Raw genomic sequence first — 17187 nt, 5'->3', positions numbered from 1 at the left:
TTGTATCGAGAACCTAACGCATTCTTTTACGTAACGTGTCCAGGTAGACGGCGGCAACGACGACCACGCCCATCGCCACCATCTGCCAGAACTGGGACACGCCCATGAGATTGAGGCCGTTTTTCAGCACGCTCATAATGAACGCGCCTATGATGGTGCCGCCAATCGTGCCCACGCCGCCCATCAGACTGGTACCGCCGATCACTACCGCCGCGATGGCTTCCAGCTCATAACCCACGCCCACGGTTGGCTGGCCTGAGTTGAGACGAGAGGCGAGGATCACCCCGGCCACGCCGGTTAACAGGCCGCAGAAGGCGTAAACGAAAATTTTCACTCGCTGGACTTTGATCCCGGAAAGGTGTGCCGCCGTTTCATTGCTGCCGACAGCGTAGATATAGCGGCCCATCACCGTTTTCTTCAGGATCCACATGGCGATCAGTGCCACGATGACCAGGTAGAACACCGGATAAGGCAGAACGTCGAACAGGCGACCCTGTGCTAGCAGCTTGAACTGCGGGTAGTCAGAAAAATAAATCGCGCGGCCATCGGTCATCACCATATTGATGCCGCGTACCGACATCATTAAGCCGAGGGTGGCAATAAACGGTGGTATGGTCATTTTGGTGACCAGAAACGCGTTCACATAGCCGCAAAGTCCGCCTGCGAGCACGCCTGCCAGAATACAGACCGGCAACGGCATACCAAACCCGGCGGCGATGCCCACCGCAACCCCTGAGAACGCCACCACCGATCCGAGTGACAGGTCGATCCCGGCGGTAATAATCACAAAGGTCACGCCAATGGCCATGATGCCAATCACCGCCGTTTGCAGGGCGATAGTCATGATATTTTCAGTATTAAAGAAGAACGGTGAGCTGAAGCTGAAAAACAGAACCAGCAATACCAGGCTAAAAAGAGGCGCCAGACGCATCAGGAGCGCTTTATTTATTTTCATCGTATGACTTCCGCTTTGCGGCGATGGAACGGTAACGGACATGATTAATCCTCCAGCGTGGCGTATTGCATGATTTTTTCCTGGGTGGCGTGCTCAGCCGCTATTTCGCCGGCAATGCGGCCGCTGCGCATCACGAGTATGCGGTCGCACATTCCTAATACTTCCGGCAGTTCGGATGAAATCATGATGATCGATTTACCTTTAGCGACAAGGCGATTCATTAATTCGTAGATTTCCAGCTTGGCGCCAACGTCAATTCCCCGGGTTGGCTCATCAAAAATTAAAATATCGGTGTCTTTGCAGACCCAGCGGGCAATAATAATCTTCTGTTGATTACCGCCGCTTAAATTCAGTGCCGCCTGTTCCAGATGTGGCGTTTTTATTCGCAGCGTATCCACCAGTTTCTGGCTGGACTCCCGGCAGCGTTTTTCATCAACATTACCTGCGGCGCCAGCGTAGTCCGGGTAATTGCCGAGCATAATGTTCATCTCAACAGAAAGGCCGAGGGCGAGTCCCTCTTTTTTGCGGTCTTCTGTTAAATAGCTGATGCCTTTCTCAATGGCGTCAGCCACGTCTTTAATACGTGTGGGGGTGCCGTTCAGCGTCAGGGTGCCAGCGTCGATAGCATCGGCGCCAAACAGGGCCCGGCCCAGTTCAGTTCGGCCTGCGCCCATTAAGCCAGCGAGACCGAGGATCTCACCGCGCCAGAGGGTAAAGTTGATGTCATGCAGTACACCATTACGCGTCAGGCCGTTCACCTCCAGCACTTTTTCTCTGCGCTGATGCGGCGGGCGTTTTGGGTAGATGTTATCGAGATTGCGGCCAACCATCATGGCGATAAGCTCGCCGATCTGAACCGTTTCATAATCTACGGTGGCGATGTATTGTCCGTCGCGCATGACGGTCGCGCGATCGGCGATCAGCGCCAGCTCTTCCAGACGGTGCGAGATGTAGACAATCCCCGTGCCCTGAGCCTTGAGCATCCGCGTGACGTCAAACAAACTCTCGATTTCACTTTCGGTCAGCGCGGCGGTGGGTTCATCCATGATTAGCACTTTGGCATTGACCGAAATCGCTTTGGCAATTTCCACCATCTGCTGCTGGGCTACGGTTAATTCACTGACGCGGGCGTCCGGGGCGATTTTTAAATTCAGCGTGTGCAGTATTTTCTCAACCGCCTGGCGCTGGGCGCGTTTATCTAACTGCCAGCGACTATTTTTGCAGAATTCACGGCCAATAAAGATATTCTCTTCCACGGTTAAATCGGGGAAGAGATTAAATTCCTGATGGATAATCGTAATACCTGCATGCTGAGCACTTAGCGGATCGCTGAATGATACGGATTGCCCTTCAAAGCGAATTTCACCGGCATCAGGTTGGTAAACACCGGATAAAATTTTCATCAGCGTCGATTTGCCGGCACCGTTTTCACCTAAGAGGGCATGAACTTCGCCGCAGCGTAAATCGAAATCAACCTGATTCAGCGCCAGCACGCCGGGAAAGCGTTTGGTAATGCACGTCATCTGAATAAGAGTCTCTGACATTGCAAAATTCCTGTGTTGGAAAGGCAATGAATCACAAGCCACAGTGATTTAGTTAATAAGCTAACTCGACTTAGCTTTCGTCCTTAAAAGCTATTTTAGGGTTATAATTTAGCCAAATCATTTGTATTCAAATTGTGACGTCGTGCAAAGGTATTTTGTTATTTAATTGAATTTAAACGATATGTTTAGTTTTTGCTGAATCGTAATACCTGACACTGATCGAATTTTGACCTCTCATCGTGAAACTGCTCACAGATCCTGCACATTTATCTTGTCTCATTTTTAGTGTGAACCCTAAGCTAATTCGAGTTAGCAAATTTCACCACTTTCCGTTCACGGCGCTGCCTGGGCGCTTTTTCACGGCTATGCCCCTGAGACGGATAGGTTAACCAACGTGAGGAAGGGCTATGAAAACGATAAAAGCGTTACCCCGTATTGGCATTCGACCTGTTATTGATGGCCGCCGAATGGGCGTACGCGAGTCTCTGGAAGAGCAGACCATGAACATGGCGAAAGCCACGGCGGCGCTACTTAGTGAAAAATTACGCCACCCCTGCGGTACGCCCGTTGAGTGCGTGATTGCCGATAGCTGCATTGCCGGAATGGCGGAGTCCGCCGCTTGCGAAGAGAAGTTCAGCACGTGCCACGTTGGTCTGACGATCACCGTCACCCCCTGCTGGTGTTACGGGAGTGAAACCATTGATATGGATCCTCTGCGTCCGAAAGCGATCTGGGGCTTTAACGGCACCGAGCGTCCGGGGGCAGTATACCTCGCGGCGGCACTGGCGGCGCATAACCAGAAAGGGATCCCGGCGTTTTCCATATATGGCCACGATGTACAGGATGCGGGCGACGAGACCATCCCGGCAGACGTTGAGGAAAAATTGTTGCGCTTCGCCCGTGCGGGCCTGGCGGTCGCCAGCATGAAGGGGAAAAGTTATTTGTCGGTGGGCGGCGTCTCGATGGGGATTGCGGGCTCGATTGTCGATCACAACTTCTTTGAATCCTGGCTGGGGATGAAGGTGCAGGTGGTGGATATGACCGAACTGCGTCGCCGCATCGATCATAAGATTTACGACGAGCAAGAACTTGAGCTGGCCCTGGACTGGGCGCAAGCACATTTCCGTTTCGGCGAGGATAAAAACGCGGAGCAGTATCGTCGCAATGAACAGGAGAATGCCGCGATCCTGCGGGAGAGTCTGCTGATGGCGATGTGCATCCGCGACATGATGCAGGGTAACCCAAAACTCGCTGCGATGGGCCGCGTGGAGGAATCTCTGGGCTATAACGCCATCGCGTCCGGGTTCCAGGGACAGCGCCACTGGACGGATCAGTATCCAAATGGCGATACCGCAGAGGCGCTGCTGAACAGCTCCTTTGACTGGAACGGTATTCGCCAGCCGTTGGTGGTGGCGACGGAAAATGACAGCCTGAACGGGGTAGCAATGCTGTTTGGACATCTGATGACCGGTACAGCGCAAATCTTTGCCGACGTGCGCACCTACTGGTCGCCAGAGTCGGTTGAGCGTGTTACCGGCCAGAAACTCACTGGACGGGCTGAGCAGGGCATTATTCATCTGATCAACTCCGGCTCGGCGGCACTGGACGGTACAGCGGAGCAGAAAGACGCCGAGGGGAAACCGACCCTGAAACCACACTGGGACATTACTGAGCAGGAAGCCAACGCGTGCCTGGCCGCAACCCACTGGTGTCCGGCGGTGCATGAATACTTTCGCGGGGGCGGTTTCTCATCAAACTTCCTCACCCGAGGTGGCGTGCCATTTACCATGACCCGCGTAAACCTCATCAAGGGGGTGGGCCCGGTATTACAGATAGCGGAAGGCTGGAGTGTTGAGCTGCCGGAACAAGTACATGACATTCTGAATAAGCGCACCGATTCAACCTGGCCCACCACCTGGTTTGCCCCACGTCTGACCGGTAAAGGCCCGTTCAGCGACGTCTATTCAGTGATGGCGAACTGGGGGGCTAACCACGGGGTGCTAACCGTCGGGCACGTCGGTGCTGATTTCATCACTATGGCGTCCATGCTGCGCATTCCCGTGTGCATGCATAACGTACCGGAGGCGCTGATTTATCGGCCGACGGCCTGGGGCGCTCACGGTATGGATCCGGAAGGGCAGGATTACCGCGCCTGTGAAAATTACGGACCGTTATACAAACAATAAGCCGGTTTGCCAGCCTGCTCCGGCGGACTGGCAGCCTGTGGGGACCGCAATGAAAAAATGTTTTCTGGTTCTCGATTGTGGCGCGACGAACGTGCGCGCCATTGCGCTGGATCCTGAAGGGAATATTGTGGCGCGAGCCTCGGTGGCGAACGAAAGCGAAAGTGCCGCTGAAAATCCGGCCTGGCACCAGTGGTCGCTCGACGCCATCATGCAACGTTTTGCCGTCTGTTGTCAGAAAATCAGCGCAGTGCTGAGCAAGCATCAACTGTGCGGAATGAGTGTGACGACCTTTGGCGTGGATGGCGCGCTGGTAGATGAGCGCGGAGAACTGCTTTACCCGATCATCAGCTGGAAATGTCCACGGACCGTGCCGGTGATGGAAGCGGTTGCCCGTTTGTGCTCCCCGGCTGAACTACAGCAGATCACCGGCGTTGGGCAGTTTAGTTTCAACACGTTGTATAAGCTAGGCTGGCTTCAGGACAACCATCCCGATCTGTTACAGCGTGCTCACGCCTGGCTTTTTATCTCCTCGCTAATCAACCATCGCCTGACCGGAAAAATGACGACCGATCTCACGATGGCCGGTACCAGTCAGATGTTCGATCTGCATCAGCGGTGCTTCAGCGAAACGATCTTAAGCAAGATCGGCGTGCCTCATTCCCTTTTCCCGCCGCTGGTTTCCCCCGGAGAGATGATGGGTGAACTGCAGCCCGACGCTGCATCCAGACTCGGATTGCCTTGCGGTGTGCCGGTGATCTCCGCCGGGCACGATACGCAGTTTGCCCTTTTTGGCGCCGGTGCGGGAATTAATGAGCCGGTTCTCTCTTCGGGAACCTGGGAGATTTTAATGGCGCGCACATCGCAGGTTGATACCGCTTTACTGGGGCAATACCCGGGCGCGACCTGCGAACTGGATAGCCGGACAGGGCTCTATAATCCGGGAATGCAATATCTGGCGTCTGGCGTACTGGAGTGGATCCGCGCGCTGTTCTGGTCGCCTGATGTCAACTGGGACACTATTCTGGCTCAGGCGGCGGCAATTCCGTACGGGGCGGATGGCGTCACGATGAATACCCAGTTGCTCGATTCTCCGCTCGCTGGCTGGCAGGGCGTTACGCTCACCACCACGCCAGCCCATTTTTACCGCGCAGCCCTGGAAGGACTTACGGTGCATCTGCAAGAAAAACTCCAGGCGCTGGAGGCGATCGCGCAATTTAAGGCGCGTGAACTCCTGCTGGTGGGGGGAGGTAGCCGCAATATGCTGTGGAATCAGCTCAAGTCCAATGCGCTTGGGATCCCGGTGAAGGTTCTTGAAGATGCAGATACGACCGTGCTGGGGGCGTCTTTGTACGGATGGTGGGGCGTCGGAGAAACGGCCAGCGCTGAGGCTGCTCGCGATCGGGTCCACTATCGTTACCGTTATTTCTATCCTGAGGAACAAAGCCGTGCTTAAAACGATATCCCCACTGATTTCACCCGAGCTGCTGAAAACGCTGGCAGAGATGGGCCATGGTGACGAGATTATTTTTGCAGACGCTCACTTTCCCGCGCACAGCCTGGGGCCAAAGACGATCCGCGCAGATGGACTGCTCATCAGCGATTTGCTGGCCGCGGTGATACCGCTGTTTGAACTCGATAGCTATGCGCCACCGCTGGTGATGATGGCCCCTGTCGACGGGGATACGCTCGATATACAGGTAGAAGCACGCTATCGCAACGCACTCTTTGGTGAGGCGGAAGGGGAGGGGATTATGCGTATTGACCGTTATGCGTTTTATGCGCGGGCACAGAAAGCGTACGCCATTGTGGTGACAGGCGAGACAGCGAAATACGGCAATATACTGTTAAAGAAAGGGGTTACGCCGTACCAATAAAAAACGCCGGGTTAAACCCGGCGTTTTCACTTCAGTCTTCTTACCAGACGTACGTCAGCAGGCTTTGTGAATCTGGCACCATGAAGTCTACGGACATCATCACGGACAGGGAGGTGATGGCGACAATCGAGAACACAAACAGCTTGCGTGCCCAGACCTTGTCATCTTCCACTTTGTAACCGCGCAGAGCCATGCCGAGCCACCAGACGCTCACCGCAGCGGCCACCACCAGATATTTATATCCGGCGTAACCGCCCAGAGAGAGCATCAGCGTTGCCACGGCAAAAGCGATGATGTACAGCGTGATGTGGTTTTTGGCAACTGAGATGCCTTTCACGACCGGCAGAACCGGAATGTTCGCTGCCTGATAATCCTTAAAGCGGAAAATCGCGATGGCGTAGGAGTGCGGCATCTGCCACAGGCTAAAGATAGCCAGCAGGATCAGCGCACCGCTGTCGAACTCGTTCGTGACGGCGCAGTAGCCAATCACCGGCGGCGCAGCGCCGGAGAGAGAACCAATCAGCGTGCCGTAGACGGAGTGGCGTTTCATATACAGGCTGTAGACGCCTACATACACCACGAACCCCATCACCCCCAGCCAGCAGGCCAGCGGGTTAGCACCAAACCACAGCAGCATAAAGCCAGCAATACCCAGCAAGGTGGCGTACACCAGCGAGACGGAAGGAGCAATCAGGCCTTTAACCAGCACCCGATTTTTGGTCCTTTCCATCTTCTTGTCGATATCCATGTCGATGTAGTTGTTAAATACACAACCGGACGCAACCACCAGTGACACACCGACCAGCGTGTAAATAAAGAGGGTGTAATCAATGCTGCCTTTAGAGGCCAGCAGGAACCCTCCGATTACGGAGATCAGGTTGCCAAAGATGATGCCTGGTTTCGTGACTTGCAGGTATTGCTTAAACATACTCGCCGCTCTTAGTGAACCATCATGTTGTAGTTAAGGTTCCACATAATCCAGATGGAACCGACTACCAGGATAGCGATGATAATCACGGTAAAGATAAAGGCCGTCATGTTCCAGCCTTCATCGGACTTGGTGTTCATGTGCAGGAAGCAAACCAGATGCACCAGAATCTGAATCACCGCGGTCACCAGGATTGCGCCCAGGATAACCGGCTTAGATGCAGAACCGTTCATCACCATCCAGAACGGGATCAACGTCAGGATGATCGACAGGATGAAACCTGTCATGTAGGTTTTTACGCTGCCGTGGGAAGCGCCATGATCGTTAGAATGACTCATTACATCGCCCCCATCAGATAGACAACAGAGAACACACAGATCCATACCACGTCCAGGAAGTGCCAGAACAGGCTCAGGCACATGATACGGGTACGGTTAGTACTGGTCAGGCCGCGACGGGAGATCTGGAACATCAGCACTGCCATCCAGATCAGACCCGAGGTCACGTGCAGACCGTGGGTGCCGACCAGCGCGAAGAACGCTGACAGGAAGCCACTGCGATCCGGACCAAAGCCTTCCGCAATCAGGTGATGGAATTCATAGATTTCCATCCCGATAAAGCCAGCACCAAACAACCAGGTCAACGCCAGCCAGGAAACAACCTGGCTTTTGTTGTTTTTGTACATGGCGATAGCCGCCATGCCGTAGGTGATGGAGCTGAATAACAGCAGTGCGGTTTCAACCAGAACGAACGGCAGCTCAAAGATGTCCTTACCGGTCGGGCCGCCCGCTGTGCCGTTCACCAGAACGGCATAGGTTGCGAACAGACAGCAGAACAGGATGCAGTCGCTCATCAGGTAGATCCAGAAACCGAAGACTTTCGTCGGTCCTGTATCATGGTGCGCATGTTCATGCGCGTGGGCAGTCGAGTGCGCCAGAGTATCAGTTGCCATTTTTCAGCCCCGCTTTAGAAATCTCGTCAAAATGCTGGTTTTCCAGCTTTTCAACTTCACGGACTGGTACGTAGTAGTCCACGTCCTCGTCAAAGCTCTTCACAATCCAGCTGATTACGATGCCAGCGAAGCCAACAATCGCCATCCACCAGATGTGCCAGATCATTGCGAAACCAAATACCGTTGCGAAGGCGGCAATCACGATGCCCGCACCGCTGTTTTTCGGCATATGGATCTCTTCGTAATGTTCAGGTTGCTTGTACGCTTCACCTTTTTCTTTCATTTCCCAGAATGCGTCACGCTCATGAATGTGCGGCACTACGGCAAAGTTATAGAACGGAGGTGGAGAAGAGGTAGACCACTCCAGCGTACGGCCACCCCACGGGTCACCGGTCAGGTCGCGGTTCAGGTTACGGTCACGGATAGACACGTAGTACTGAATCAGCTGGCACAGGATACCGCAGGCAATCAGCGCGGCGCCGCCCGCTGCAATCATCAGCATCGGATGGAACTGCGGATCGATCTGCTGGCTCAGACGACGGGTCATCCCCATGAAGCCCAGCACGTACAGCGGCATAAACGCCACGAAGAAGCCGATGATCCAGAACCAGAAGGCGCGTTTGCCCCATTTTTCGTTCAGGGTGAAACCGAACGCTTTTGGCCACCAGTAGGTCACACCTGCGAAGCAGCCGAAGACGACGCCGCCGATGATAACGTTATGGAAGTGCGCAATCAGGAACAGACTGTTGTGCAGGACAAAGTCAGCGCCCGGAACCGCCAGCAGCACGCCGGTCATCCCACCTACGGAGAAGGTCACGATGAAGCCGATGGTCCACAGCATCGCTGAGTGGAACTGGATACGGCCCTGGTACATGGTGAACAGCCAGTTGAAGATCTTAACCCCGGTCGGGATCGCGATAATCATAGTGGTAATACCGAAGAAGGCGTTTACGTTGGCGCCCGCACCCATGGTGAAGAAGTGGTGCAGCCAGACGATGAACGACAGGACGGTAATACACACGGTTGCCCACACCAGAGAGGTGTAACCAAACAGACGTTTACGCGAGAAGGTTGCCGCGATTTCGGAGAACACACCGAACACCGGCAGAACCAGGATGTACACTTCCGGGTGACCCCAGGCCCAAATCAGGTTGATGTACATCATCATGTTGCCACCCATATCATTCGTGAAGAAATGGGTACCCAGATAGCGATCCAGGGTCAGCAGCGCGATGGTGACGGTCAGAATTGGGAACGACGCGATAATCAGGACGTTGGCGCACAGAGATGCCCAGGTAAATACTGGCATCTTGAACATCGTCATACCTGGTGCACGCATCTTCAGGATGGTCACGAAGAAGTTAATACCGGTCAGGGTGGTACCGACACCGGAGAGCTGAAGCGCCCAAATCCAGTAGTCAACGCCCACGCCCGGACTGTACTCAATTCCCGAAAGTGGCGGGTAGGCCAGCCAGCCGGTCTGAGCAAATTCGCCCACACCCAGTGACAGGTTAACCAGGATAACGCCGACAACGGTGAACCAGAAGCTCAGGTTATTCAGGAACGGGAACGCAACGTCGCGCGCGCCGATTTGCAGCGGAACGACAACGTTCATCAGACCGATTACCAGCGGCATCGCCACGAAGAAGATCATGATAACGCCGTGAGCGGTAAAGATCTGATCGTAGTGGTGCGGTGGCAGGAATCCGGCTTCGCCCGCAGACGCAAGCGCCTGCTGGCTACGCATCATGATTGCATCCGCAAAGCCACGAATTAACATGACGATACCGACGATGCAGTACATGATGCCGAGTTTTTTGTGGTCAACCGAAGTCAGCCACTCGTTCCACAGGTAGCTCCACTTACCGAAGTAAGTGATCAGGCCAACTAAGGCCGCGCCACCAATGATAATTGCAGCAATCGTAACCATGATAATGGGTTCATGGTACGGCACCGCATCCAATGTCAATTTTCCGAACATTTTCTTCCTCGGCCCCTTAGTGAGCGGTTTCCGCGTGGCTCATGTCCATGCCTTCCATACCCTGGTGCGTGTTGTGCTCGCCTTCAGGCTGGGTCATGTCCATGCTCATGCCGTGATCCATAAATTTGCCAATAACATCTTTGAACAGATTCGGTTTCACGTTAGAGAAGTACTCCACCTTGTTGTATTCGCTAGGTGCAGCCACTTTTTCGAACGCCGCCATGTCAGACATGGTGTTTGGAGACTGCTTCGCTTTTGCAACCCACTGGTCGAAAGTCGCGCGGTCTGGCGTAGCGATAGCTTTGAACTTCATACCCGAGAAGCCCGGGCCACTATAGCTGGCGGAGATACCGTCGTAGGTGCCTGCTTCATTCGCAATCAGATGCAGGTTAGTCTGCATACCGGCCATCGCGTAAATCTGGCTGCCCAGACGTGGGATGAAGAAGGAGTTCATTACGGAGTTGGAGGTCACTTTGAACTGAACCGGAGTGTTCGCCGGGAAGGCGATTTCATTCACGGTAGCAATGCCCTGTTCTGGATAGATGAAGAACCATTTCCAGTCCATGGAGACCACTTCAATGGTAATGGGTTTTTCATCGTGAACCAGCGGTTTGCTCGGCTCAAGTGCGTGAGTGGTTTTCCAGGTCAGTACAGCAAGGAACAGGATGATCAGAATAGGTACCGTCCAGACCACAGCTTCCACTTTATTGGAGTGTGACCAGTTAGGGCTATACTTCGCATCTTTATTGCTCGCACGATACTTCCAGGCGAAACCAACAGCCATCAAGATGGCAGGAATAACCACAATCAACATCAGGCCAAAAGCCGTCAGTATCAATGAACGTTGTTCCAGTCCAATCTGTCCTTTGGGGTCTAGTAGTGCAGAATCGCAGCCACTGAGTAATACAGTGCCTGCGAATAATGACAACCATCCCAAACTTTTATTGTATTTCCTGAGTCTCATTTAACGACCTCAATTCCACGGGAGTCTGGTGGCGTTTAAAGTGTGGGGGCATTTTACGGGAAGGTTACATTACTGTAAACATCATTAGCCCTGTGTCAGGAAGGTGTTACCGGGTTCTGCCGCACATGTCACAAGTGTTGCAAATTATGTCGCGTTTCCAGACGGAAGCCGCACGGAGTGGGCGTTATAACGAAAGGGTGTCCCAGCATACCGCAAAAGGGACAATTGGTATAACCATTGCGAAAAACACACAATTAGTTAACAATTAATTATCAATAAAAAGACAACTAAAAAACGAAAATTCAATGTTTCGAATGCTGAATCGTTTAATGAAAAATAGCGTAGCGAAATAAGCTCCAATAATTTCCGAATGCTATCCCGCACAAAACAACAAATATTTTTTTTGTCGATGGCGGTTATTTCACCGTTATAATTTCGGGCTGTTATTACAACGGGAAATAACCTTTCGCTTTTTACTTCATGTCATCTGCGTCTTTCGTAATGACATGAAATCCAGCATCCCACCCGTCAGGATCCCCGCCAGGGCGAGAAACACACCTGCATCAAGCAGAAGGGTTTCAAAAGGAAGTGACAAGTCGGTAGTCGCATTCATGATGAGCACCGTGAGCCACCCTACCAGGGCAAGACAACCTGCCATTAGCAGACGCAGGGCAAACCGATAGGCAGCGTGATATTCCGTGCGCGGCATGAAGTGTTCCGTCCGCTGGGTATATTCCAGCGTCTGGCGACAGACCAGCAGCAATAAAATCCCCGGCACGGCCGCCGCCACCGAGAAGAGATAAAAGGTCGGCCAACCGTAGGCTTCAACAAACCAGCCCGCGACGGGGCCAACGTATACGCGCCCGACGGCGGAAAGGGCAGAGAGCAGCGCAAACTGGGTAGCGGAAAATGACTTATTGCACAGCGTCATCAGCAGGGCGACAAATGCCGCAGTGCCCATACCGCCGCACAGGTTCTCAAAGAATACCGCCGTCCCCATACTGATCATATTCTTGTCGGTGATCGACAGCAGCCAGTAACCGGCATTCGATGCGCCCTGAAGGATGCCAAATATCAGCAGAGCGCGGAACAGCGTCAGGCGCTGCATCAATACGCCGCCGTACAGCGCGCCGACAATCGTGGCAAACAGCCCCAGGGTTTTGTTCACCACGCCGACCTCGCCCGCATCAAACCCGACGCCGCGGATCAGGAAGGTAGTGGTCAGACTCATGGCGAAAGCGTCGCCAAGCTTATAAAGGACAATAAGCAGCAGGATCAGCCAGGCATTATTGCGACCAAAGAAGTCGCGCAGCGGTGCGGCGACGGCCTGCTCCAGCGAGCGTGGAACCGGGATCACATCGCTCGGTTCAGGCGCGAACAGAGTGGCAATAATGCAGGGGATCAGCAGTGCGGCCATCAGCCAGTACATGCCCTGCCAGCCGAGATAGCGGTCAGCAAGCCACAGTGCGAGTCCGCCGGAAACCAGCATACCCAGGCGGTAGCCGAGCACGCTGATTGCCGCACCGGCGCCACGCTCTTCTGCTGGCAGGACGTCCGTTTTCCAGGCGTCAAAAACAATGTCCTGCGAGGCGGAGCAGAAGGCGATGACCACCGCAAGCGCGGCCATCCAGCGCAGCTGCGTTGACGGTTCAAGGAAACCCATTGCGGCAATGGCGAGCAACAGCAGCACCTGCGTCATCACTAACCAGCCGCGACGGCGCCCGAGGAACGGTGGGGTATAGCGATCCATCACTGGCGACCACAGGAACTTAAAGACGTAAGCCTGGCCGACGAGCGAGAAGAAACCAATGGTTTTAAGATCGATGTTCTCAACCGTCATCCACGCCTGTAACGTGCCGGAGGTGAGCGCAAGGGGTAAACCGGAGGCGAAACCCAGGATCAGCAGAATAGCTGATTTCGGTTGCTGGAAAATGCGTAAGTAGTGACTGGACATGTTCTTATGAACTGACCCGGTGAAGCACCGGGTCAGTCAGCAGGATTAACGTGCGTTCTGCTTGATGAAGTCGTGAATGCTGGTGTCCTGTGCCATGTCGGCAATGGTGTCAGTCAGCACGCTGTTAACCGCGTTAGCGATATTTTTGTTGGAGGCCTGGAATGCGCCTTCAACGGAATAGCTTGCACGGTAGTTTTTGTTCATCTTGTTGCCGTTCTTCGCGGTAGCGATGATGGAGATATCGGCTTTGGTCGCAATGTTGTAGCGAACGTTACCCTGGGAGACGTCAGCGTACAGGTTGTTCACGATGATTTGCAGATCAACCGCGCCGCTTGGGCCAATCATGTAGCCACGGGAGGTCATCTGTTTTTCCAGTACTTCCTGCAACAGGAAGCGCAGGTCGCGGGAAGCGGTCAGCGTAACCTGCTGGTTGTCGCGAGTCACTTTCGCCAGCGCCTGGTCCTGACGCTGATCGGCACCATTAATGCTGACCGTCACGCCCATCAGGCTTGGATCCTGCTGAGGCAGGGTAATTTTTGGTGAAACGTCAATGGTCGTCGGCGGGGTTGCGCAACCGGCGAGCATAAAGAGTGCTACCAACGGAAAGAAGATTTTTTTTAACATTTTCGGGTTCTCAACGAATCGTAAGCAAAGAGAGAAAAATTGCCGCCATCATAACATCGCCAACGGCCAGGGGAAGTGGTCAACGCATGTAAATTCATCGCCTTGTCCGAAAACTGACCACCTTGCCGCTTTTCTCTGCCTGTAAGTGACAAAACGTATGAACCTCATAGTGAACTTCATCCGTTTGGATGAGAAAATCAGACGAAAGCTAAATATTTGTTGTCACGGTGTAATGGAACCGGTAAAAGCGGCTAATATTTAAAGGGATGGGTGACATCTTAGCGTTGTCGGAGGAGTGATTTCATGATGATACGTGAACAGATAGAAGAAAAATTAAGGGCAGCGTTCAACCCTGTGTTTCTCGAAGTTGTCGACGAAAGCTATCGTCATAACGTGCCGGCAGGTTCTGAAAGCCACTTCAAAGTGGTTCTGGTCAGCGATCGCTTCACGGGAGAACGTTTCCTGAACCGACACCGCTTGATCTACAGCACCTTGACGGAAGAACTCTCCACAACCGTACATGCGCTGGCGCTGCATACCTACACCATTAAGGAATGGGAAGGGCTGCAGGATACGGTATTCGCATCACCGCCTTGTCGGGGGGCAGGCACCATCGCCTGATAAATCGGATTTGCAACCGCCGGAGTTTTTCCAGTATGTTGCTTACAGATTTCGTCAAAACGGCCTTCGGGCCGTTTTGTTTTGTCTGAGTTTTGAGCGGATGGCGCGTTTTTAAGGCTAAAAATAGCCTTAAAGTGTGAAAAAAGCCGCAGCAACATGCTCCAACCGTTCTCGACTCACCTAAGTGATGCCGCTATAATGCCGCGTCTTATTGAATGTCTTCGGGATGATTCTGGCGACAGGGAATGTGAATCTGCACATAAGAGAGCATCCCGGTATAACAGACAGATTCAGAGTTGACCGAGCACTGTGATTTTTTTGAGGTAACAAGATGCAAGTTTCAGTTGAAACCACTCAAGGCCTTGGCCGCCGTGTAACGATTACTATCGCTGCTGACAGCATCGAAACTGCTGTGAAAAGCGAGCTGGTCAACGTAGCAAAAAAAGTACGTATTGACGGCTTCCGCAAGGGCAAAGTACCAATGAATGTTGTTGCTCAGCGTTATGGCGCTTCCGTGCGTCAGGATGTGCTGGGTGAACTGATGAGCCGCAACTTTATCGACGCGATCATCAAAGAAAAAATCAATCCAGCCGGCGCGCCAAACTACGTTCCAGGTGAATACAAGCAGGGCGAAGACTTCACCTATTCCGTAGAGTTCGAAGTGTACCCGGAAGTTGAGCTGAAAGGTCTAGAATCAATCGAAGTTGAAAAACCGATCGTTTCCGTGACTGACGAAGACGTTGACGGCATGCTGGATACCCTGCGTAAGCAGCAGGCGAACTGGAAAGAGAAAGAAGGCGCTGTTGACGCGGAAGACCGCGTAACCATCGACTTCACCGGTTCAGTAGACGGCGAAGAGTTCGAAGGCGGTAAAGCGTCTGATTTCGTACTGGCGATGGGCCAGGGTCGTATGATCCCAGGCTTCGAAGACGGTATCAAAGGCCACAAAGCAGGCGAAGAGTTCACCATCGACGTGACCTTCCCTGAAGAATACCACGCTGAAAACCTGAAAGGTAAAGCAGCGAAGTTCGTCATCAACCTGAAGAAAGTTGAAGAGCGCGAACTGCCAGAACTGACTGAAGAATTCATCAAGCGTTTCGGCGTGGAAGATGGTTCTGTTGTGGGTCTGCGTGCTGAAGTGCGTAAAAACATGGAGCGCGAGCTGAACGGCGCTGTACGTAACCGCGTGAAGTCTCAGGCGATTGAAGGTCTGGTGAAAGCGAACGACATCGACGTTCCTGCTGCCCTGATCGACAGCGAAATCGACGTTCTGCGCCGTCAGGCTGCACAGCGCTTCGGTGGCAACCAGCAGCAAGCGATGGAACTGCCACGCGAGCTGTTCGAAGAGCAAGCGAAACGTCGCGTTGTTGTTGGCCTGCTGCTGGGCGAAGTGATTCGTACCCACGAGCTGAAAGCTGACGAAGAGCGTGTGAAAGGCCTGATCGAAGAGATGGCTTCTGCATACGAAGATCCATCAGAAGTGATCGAGTTCTACGGTAAGAACAAAGAGCTGATGGACAACATGCGCAACGTTGCACTGGAAGAGCAGGCTGTTGAAGCGGTACTGGCGAAAGCGAAAGTAACCGAAAAAGAGACCTCTTTCACCGAACTGATGAACCAGCAGGCGTAATTTCGCCCCAACGGTTTAAAGTTTGAACAAAAAACCCGTTGCCCTCCGGCGACGGGTTTTTTTTATCACAGCTTTAGTCCTGGAAGGGTGCTAAAACGCCCTTTCAGTGTTAGCGTTACAACAAAACGTTGTTATGCTTGAAATAGGGCATGGCGACCCCCATTAGTATGTAATCACGATGATTGAGACTGGCTGATAATCCGTCCATAAGGTTACAATCAGTACAGCAGGTGTTTTCAATTTTGAACCAGGAGACGGAAATGTCATACAGTGGCGAACGAGATAACTTTGCACCCCATATGGCGCTGGTGCCAATGGTTATTGAACAGACCTCACGCGGTGAGCGATCTTTCGATATCTATTCCCGTCTGCTCAAGGAACGCGTTATCTTTCTGACCGGCCAGGTGGAAGACCATATGGCTAACCTGATCGTGGCGCAGATGCTGTTCCTGGAAGCGGAAAACCCGGAAAAAGACATTTACCTGTACATCAACTCGCCGGGCGGTGTGATTACGGCGGGCATGTCTATTTATGACACCATGCAATTCATCAAGCCGGATGTCAGCACCATCTGTATGGGACAGGCAGCGTCCATGGGGGCTTTCCTGTTAACCGCAGGGGCGAAAGGTAAGCGTTTCTGCCTGCCTAACTCCCGCGTGATGATTCACCAGCCGCTGGGTGGTTACCAGGGCCAGGCGACGGATATTGAAATCCACGCCCGAGAAATTCTGAAAGTAAAAGCGCGCATGAATGAACTTATGGCGCAGCATACGGGTCAACCACTCGAGCAGATCGAGCGCGATACCGAGCGCGATCGCTTCCTGTCTGCACCAGAGGCAGTTGAGTACGGCTTAGTCGACTCCATTTTGACCCATCGTAATTGATGCCCGCGACGCGAGTGTGCCGCTATACTAATTTAGGGCGGCACGTTGCCTGTAAGCAGCTTGCGTCTGAGTATGGCATTTGCGTCGTCA

Annotated in this window: 15 protein-coding genes; 6 read left to right on the top strand and 9 right to left on the bottom strand. The window is 53.2% G+C overall.

Annotated elements, in window-relative coordinates; translation table 11 throughout:
- Positions 1 to 13 precede the first annotated feature (13 nt).
- Together L350_RS11550 and L350_RS11555 are read right to left on the bottom strand one after the other, a co-directional pair.
- Positions 14 to 997: an ABC transporter permease gene (locus L350_RS11550; protein WP_022647237.1), complete on the bottom strand. Its 984-nt coding sequence runs from the start codon at positions 995 to 997 to the stop codon at positions 14 to 16.
- Between the two features lie 2 nt (positions 998 to 999).
- Positions 1000 to 2499: a sugar ABC transporter ATP-binding protein gene (locus L350_RS11555; RefSeq protein WP_023299446.1), complete on the bottom strand. Its 1500-nt coding sequence runs from the start codon at positions 2497 to 2499 to the stop codon at positions 1000 to 1002.
- Between the two features lie 407 nt (positions 2500 to 2906).
- On the opposite strand from L350_RS11555, the gene fucI reads away from it, so the two are divergent.
- Genes fucI through fucU form a run of 3 tightly spaced genes read left to right on the top strand, consistent with a single transcriptional unit; the run spans position 2907 to position 6559 of the window.
- On the top strand, positions 2907 to 4685 hold the full coding sequence (gene fucI / locus L350_RS11560; protein ID WP_032624753.1) for an L-fucose isomerase: 1779 nt from the start codon (positions 2907 to 2909) through the stop codon (positions 4683 to 4685).
- A 49-nt stretch (positions 4686 to 4734) separates the two neighbouring features.
- Positions 4735 to 6138, top strand: a complete 1404-nt coding sequence (gene fucK, locus L350_RS11565; RefSeq protein ID WP_023305580.1) for an L-fuculokinase — start codon at positions 4735 to 4737, stop codon at positions 6136 to 6138.
- On the top strand, positions 6131 to 6559 hold the full coding sequence (fucU, locus tag L350_RS11570) for an L-fucose mutarotase (RefSeq protein ID WP_023299449.1): 429 nt from the start codon (positions 6131 to 6133) through the stop codon (positions 6557 to 6559). Before fucK ends, fucU begins: the two co-directional genes overlap by 8 nt.
- A 40-nt stretch (positions 6560 to 6599) precedes the next feature.
- Here fucU and cyoE read toward each other — a convergent pair whose 3' ends face one another.
- The 7 genes from cyoE to L350_RS11605 all read right to left on the bottom strand — a co-directional run bounded on the left by cyoE (position 6600) and on the right by L350_RS11605 (position 13962).
- Positions 6600 to 7487, bottom strand: coding sequence for a heme o synthase (gene cyoE, locus L350_RS11575; protein ID WP_022647242.1), 888 nt, complete (start codon positions 7485 to 7487; stop codon positions 6600 to 6602).
- Positions 7488 to 7498: 11 nt separating this feature from the next.
- Positions 7499 to 7825: a cytochrome o ubiquinol oxidase subunit IV gene (locus L350_RS11580; RefSeq protein ID WP_032624750.1), complete on the bottom strand. Its 327-nt coding sequence runs from the start codon at positions 7823 to 7825 to the stop codon at positions 7499 to 7501.
- Positions 7825 to 8439, bottom strand: coding sequence for a cytochrome o ubiquinol oxidase subunit III (locus L350_RS11585; RefSeq protein ID WP_022647243.1), 615 nt, complete (start codon positions 8437 to 8439; stop codon positions 7825 to 7827). The genes L350_RS11580 and L350_RS11585 overlap by 1 nt, the downstream gene beginning before the upstream one ends.
- On the bottom strand, positions 8429 to 10420 hold the full coding sequence (gene cyoB, locus L350_RS11590; protein WP_006809887.1) for a cytochrome o ubiquinol oxidase subunit I: 1992 nt from the start codon (positions 10418 to 10420) through the stop codon (positions 8429 to 8431). Before cyoB ends, L350_RS11585 begins: the two co-directional genes overlap by 11 nt.
- 16 nt (positions 10421 to 10436) lie before the next feature.
- Positions 10437 to 11384, bottom strand: coding sequence for a cytochrome o ubiquinol oxidase subunit II (gene cyoA / locus L350_RS11595; protein WP_006809886.1), 948 nt, complete (start codon positions 11382 to 11384; stop codon positions 10437 to 10439).
- Between the two features lie 478 nt (positions 11385 to 11862).
- Positions 11863 to 13338 (bottom strand): muropeptide MFS transporter AmpG, encoded by a 1476-nt coding sequence (gene ampG, locus L350_RS11600; protein ID WP_032624749.1) that lies wholly within the window; start codon positions 13336 to 13338, stop codon positions 11863 to 11865.
- Between the two features lie 45 nt (positions 13339 to 13383).
- Positions 13384 to 13962: a lipoprotein gene (locus tag L350_RS11605; protein WP_022647246.1), complete on the bottom strand. Its 579-nt coding sequence runs from the start codon at positions 13960 to 13962 to the stop codon at positions 13384 to 13386.
- Positions 13963 to 14265: 303 nt separating this feature from the next.
- Between L350_RS11605 and bolA the strand changes: the two genes are divergently transcribed.
- The 3 genes from bolA (at position 14266) to clpP (ending at position 17097) form a co-directional block, all read left to right on the top strand.
- Positions 14266 to 14583: a transcriptional regulator BolA gene (bolA, locus tag L350_RS11610; protein ID WP_003859051.1), complete on the top strand. Its 318-nt coding sequence runs from the start codon at positions 14266 to 14268 to the stop codon at positions 14581 to 14583.
- Between the two features lie 331 nt (positions 14584 to 14914).
- The gene (gene tig / locus L350_RS11615) at positions 14915 to 16213 is read left to right on the top strand and encodes a trigger factor (protein WP_032624748.1); all 1299 of its coding nucleotides are present in this window, start codon (positions 14915 to 14917) and stop codon (positions 16211 to 16213) included.
- A gap of 260 nt (positions 16214 to 16473) precedes the next feature.
- Positions 16474 to 17097 carry an ATP-dependent Clp endopeptidase proteolytic subunit ClpP gene (gene clpP / locus L350_RS11620; RefSeq protein ID WP_006809880.1) on the top strand — a complete coding sequence of 208 codons (624 nt, stop codon included), beginning with the start codon at positions 16474 to 16476 and terminating at the stop codon, positions 17095 to 17097.
- Positions 17098 to 17187 lie beyond the last annotated feature (90 nt).

This window comes from Enterobacter sp. MGH 4, assembly GCF_000534735.1.
Taxonomy (GTDB): Bacteria; Pseudomonadota; Gammaproteobacteria; order Enterobacterales; family Enterobacteriaceae; genus Enterobacter; species Enterobacter intestinihominis.
The sequence above is the reverse complement of the archived record's forward strand: the minus strand, read 5'-3'. Positions and strand labels throughout refer to the sequence as shown.

What these genes read in the sequence shown, in the direction of transcription:
- cyoE (WP_022647242.1), bottom strand. Translation starts at nt 7,487, where the DNA reads ATGTTTAAGCAATACCTGCAAGTCACGAAACCAGGCATCATCTTTGGC.
- L350_RS11605 (WP_022647246.1), bottom strand. Translation starts at nt 13,962, where the DNA reads ATGTTAAAAAAAATCTTCTTTCCGTTGGTAGCACTCTTTATGCTCGCC.
- L350_RS11550 (WP_022647237.1), bottom strand. Translation starts at nt 997, where the DNA reads ATGTCCGTTACCGTTCCATCGCCGCAAAGCGGAAGTCATACGATGAAA.
- fucK (WP_023305580.1), top strand. Translation starts at nt 4,735, where the DNA reads ATGAAAAAATGTTTTCTGGTTCTCGATTGTGGCGCGACGAACGTGCGC.
- ampG (WP_032624749.1), bottom strand. Translation starts at nt 13,338, where the DNA reads ATGTCCAGTCACTACTTACGCATTTTCCAGCAACCGAAATCAGCTATT.
- L350_RS11580 (WP_032624750.1), bottom strand. Translation starts at nt 7,825, where the DNA reads ATGAGTCATTCTAACGATCATGGCGCTTCCCACGGCAGCGTAAAAACC.
- bolA (WP_003859051.1), top strand. Translation starts at nt 14,266, where the DNA reads ATGATGATACGTGAACAGATAGAAGAAAAATTAAGGGCAGCGTTCAAC.
- L350_RS11585 (WP_022647243.1), bottom strand. Translation starts at nt 8,439, where the DNA reads ATGGCAACTGATACTCTGGCGCACTCGACTGCCCACGCGCATGAACAT.
- tig (WP_032624748.1), top strand. Translation starts at nt 14,915, where the DNA reads ATGCAAGTTTCAGTTGAAACCACTCAAGGCCTTGGCCGCCGTGTAACG.
- L350_RS11555 (WP_023299446.1), bottom strand. Translation starts at nt 2,499, where the DNA reads ATGTCAGAGACTCTTATTCAGATGACGTGCATTACCAAACGCTTTCCC.
- cyoA (WP_006809886.1), bottom strand. Translation starts at nt 11,384, where the DNA reads ATGAGACTCAGGAAATACAATAAAAGTTTGGGATGGTTGTCATTATTC.
- clpP (WP_006809880.1), top strand. Translation starts at nt 16,474, where the DNA reads ATGTCATACAGTGGCGAACGAGATAACTTTGCACCCCATATGGCGCTG.
- fucI (WP_032624753.1), top strand. Translation starts at nt 2,907, where the DNA reads ATGAAAACGATAAAAGCGTTACCCCGTATTGGCATTCGACCTGTTATT.
- cyoB (WP_006809887.1), bottom strand. Translation starts at nt 10,420, where the DNA reads ATGTTCGGAAAATTGACATTGGATGCGGTGCCGTACCATGAACCCATT.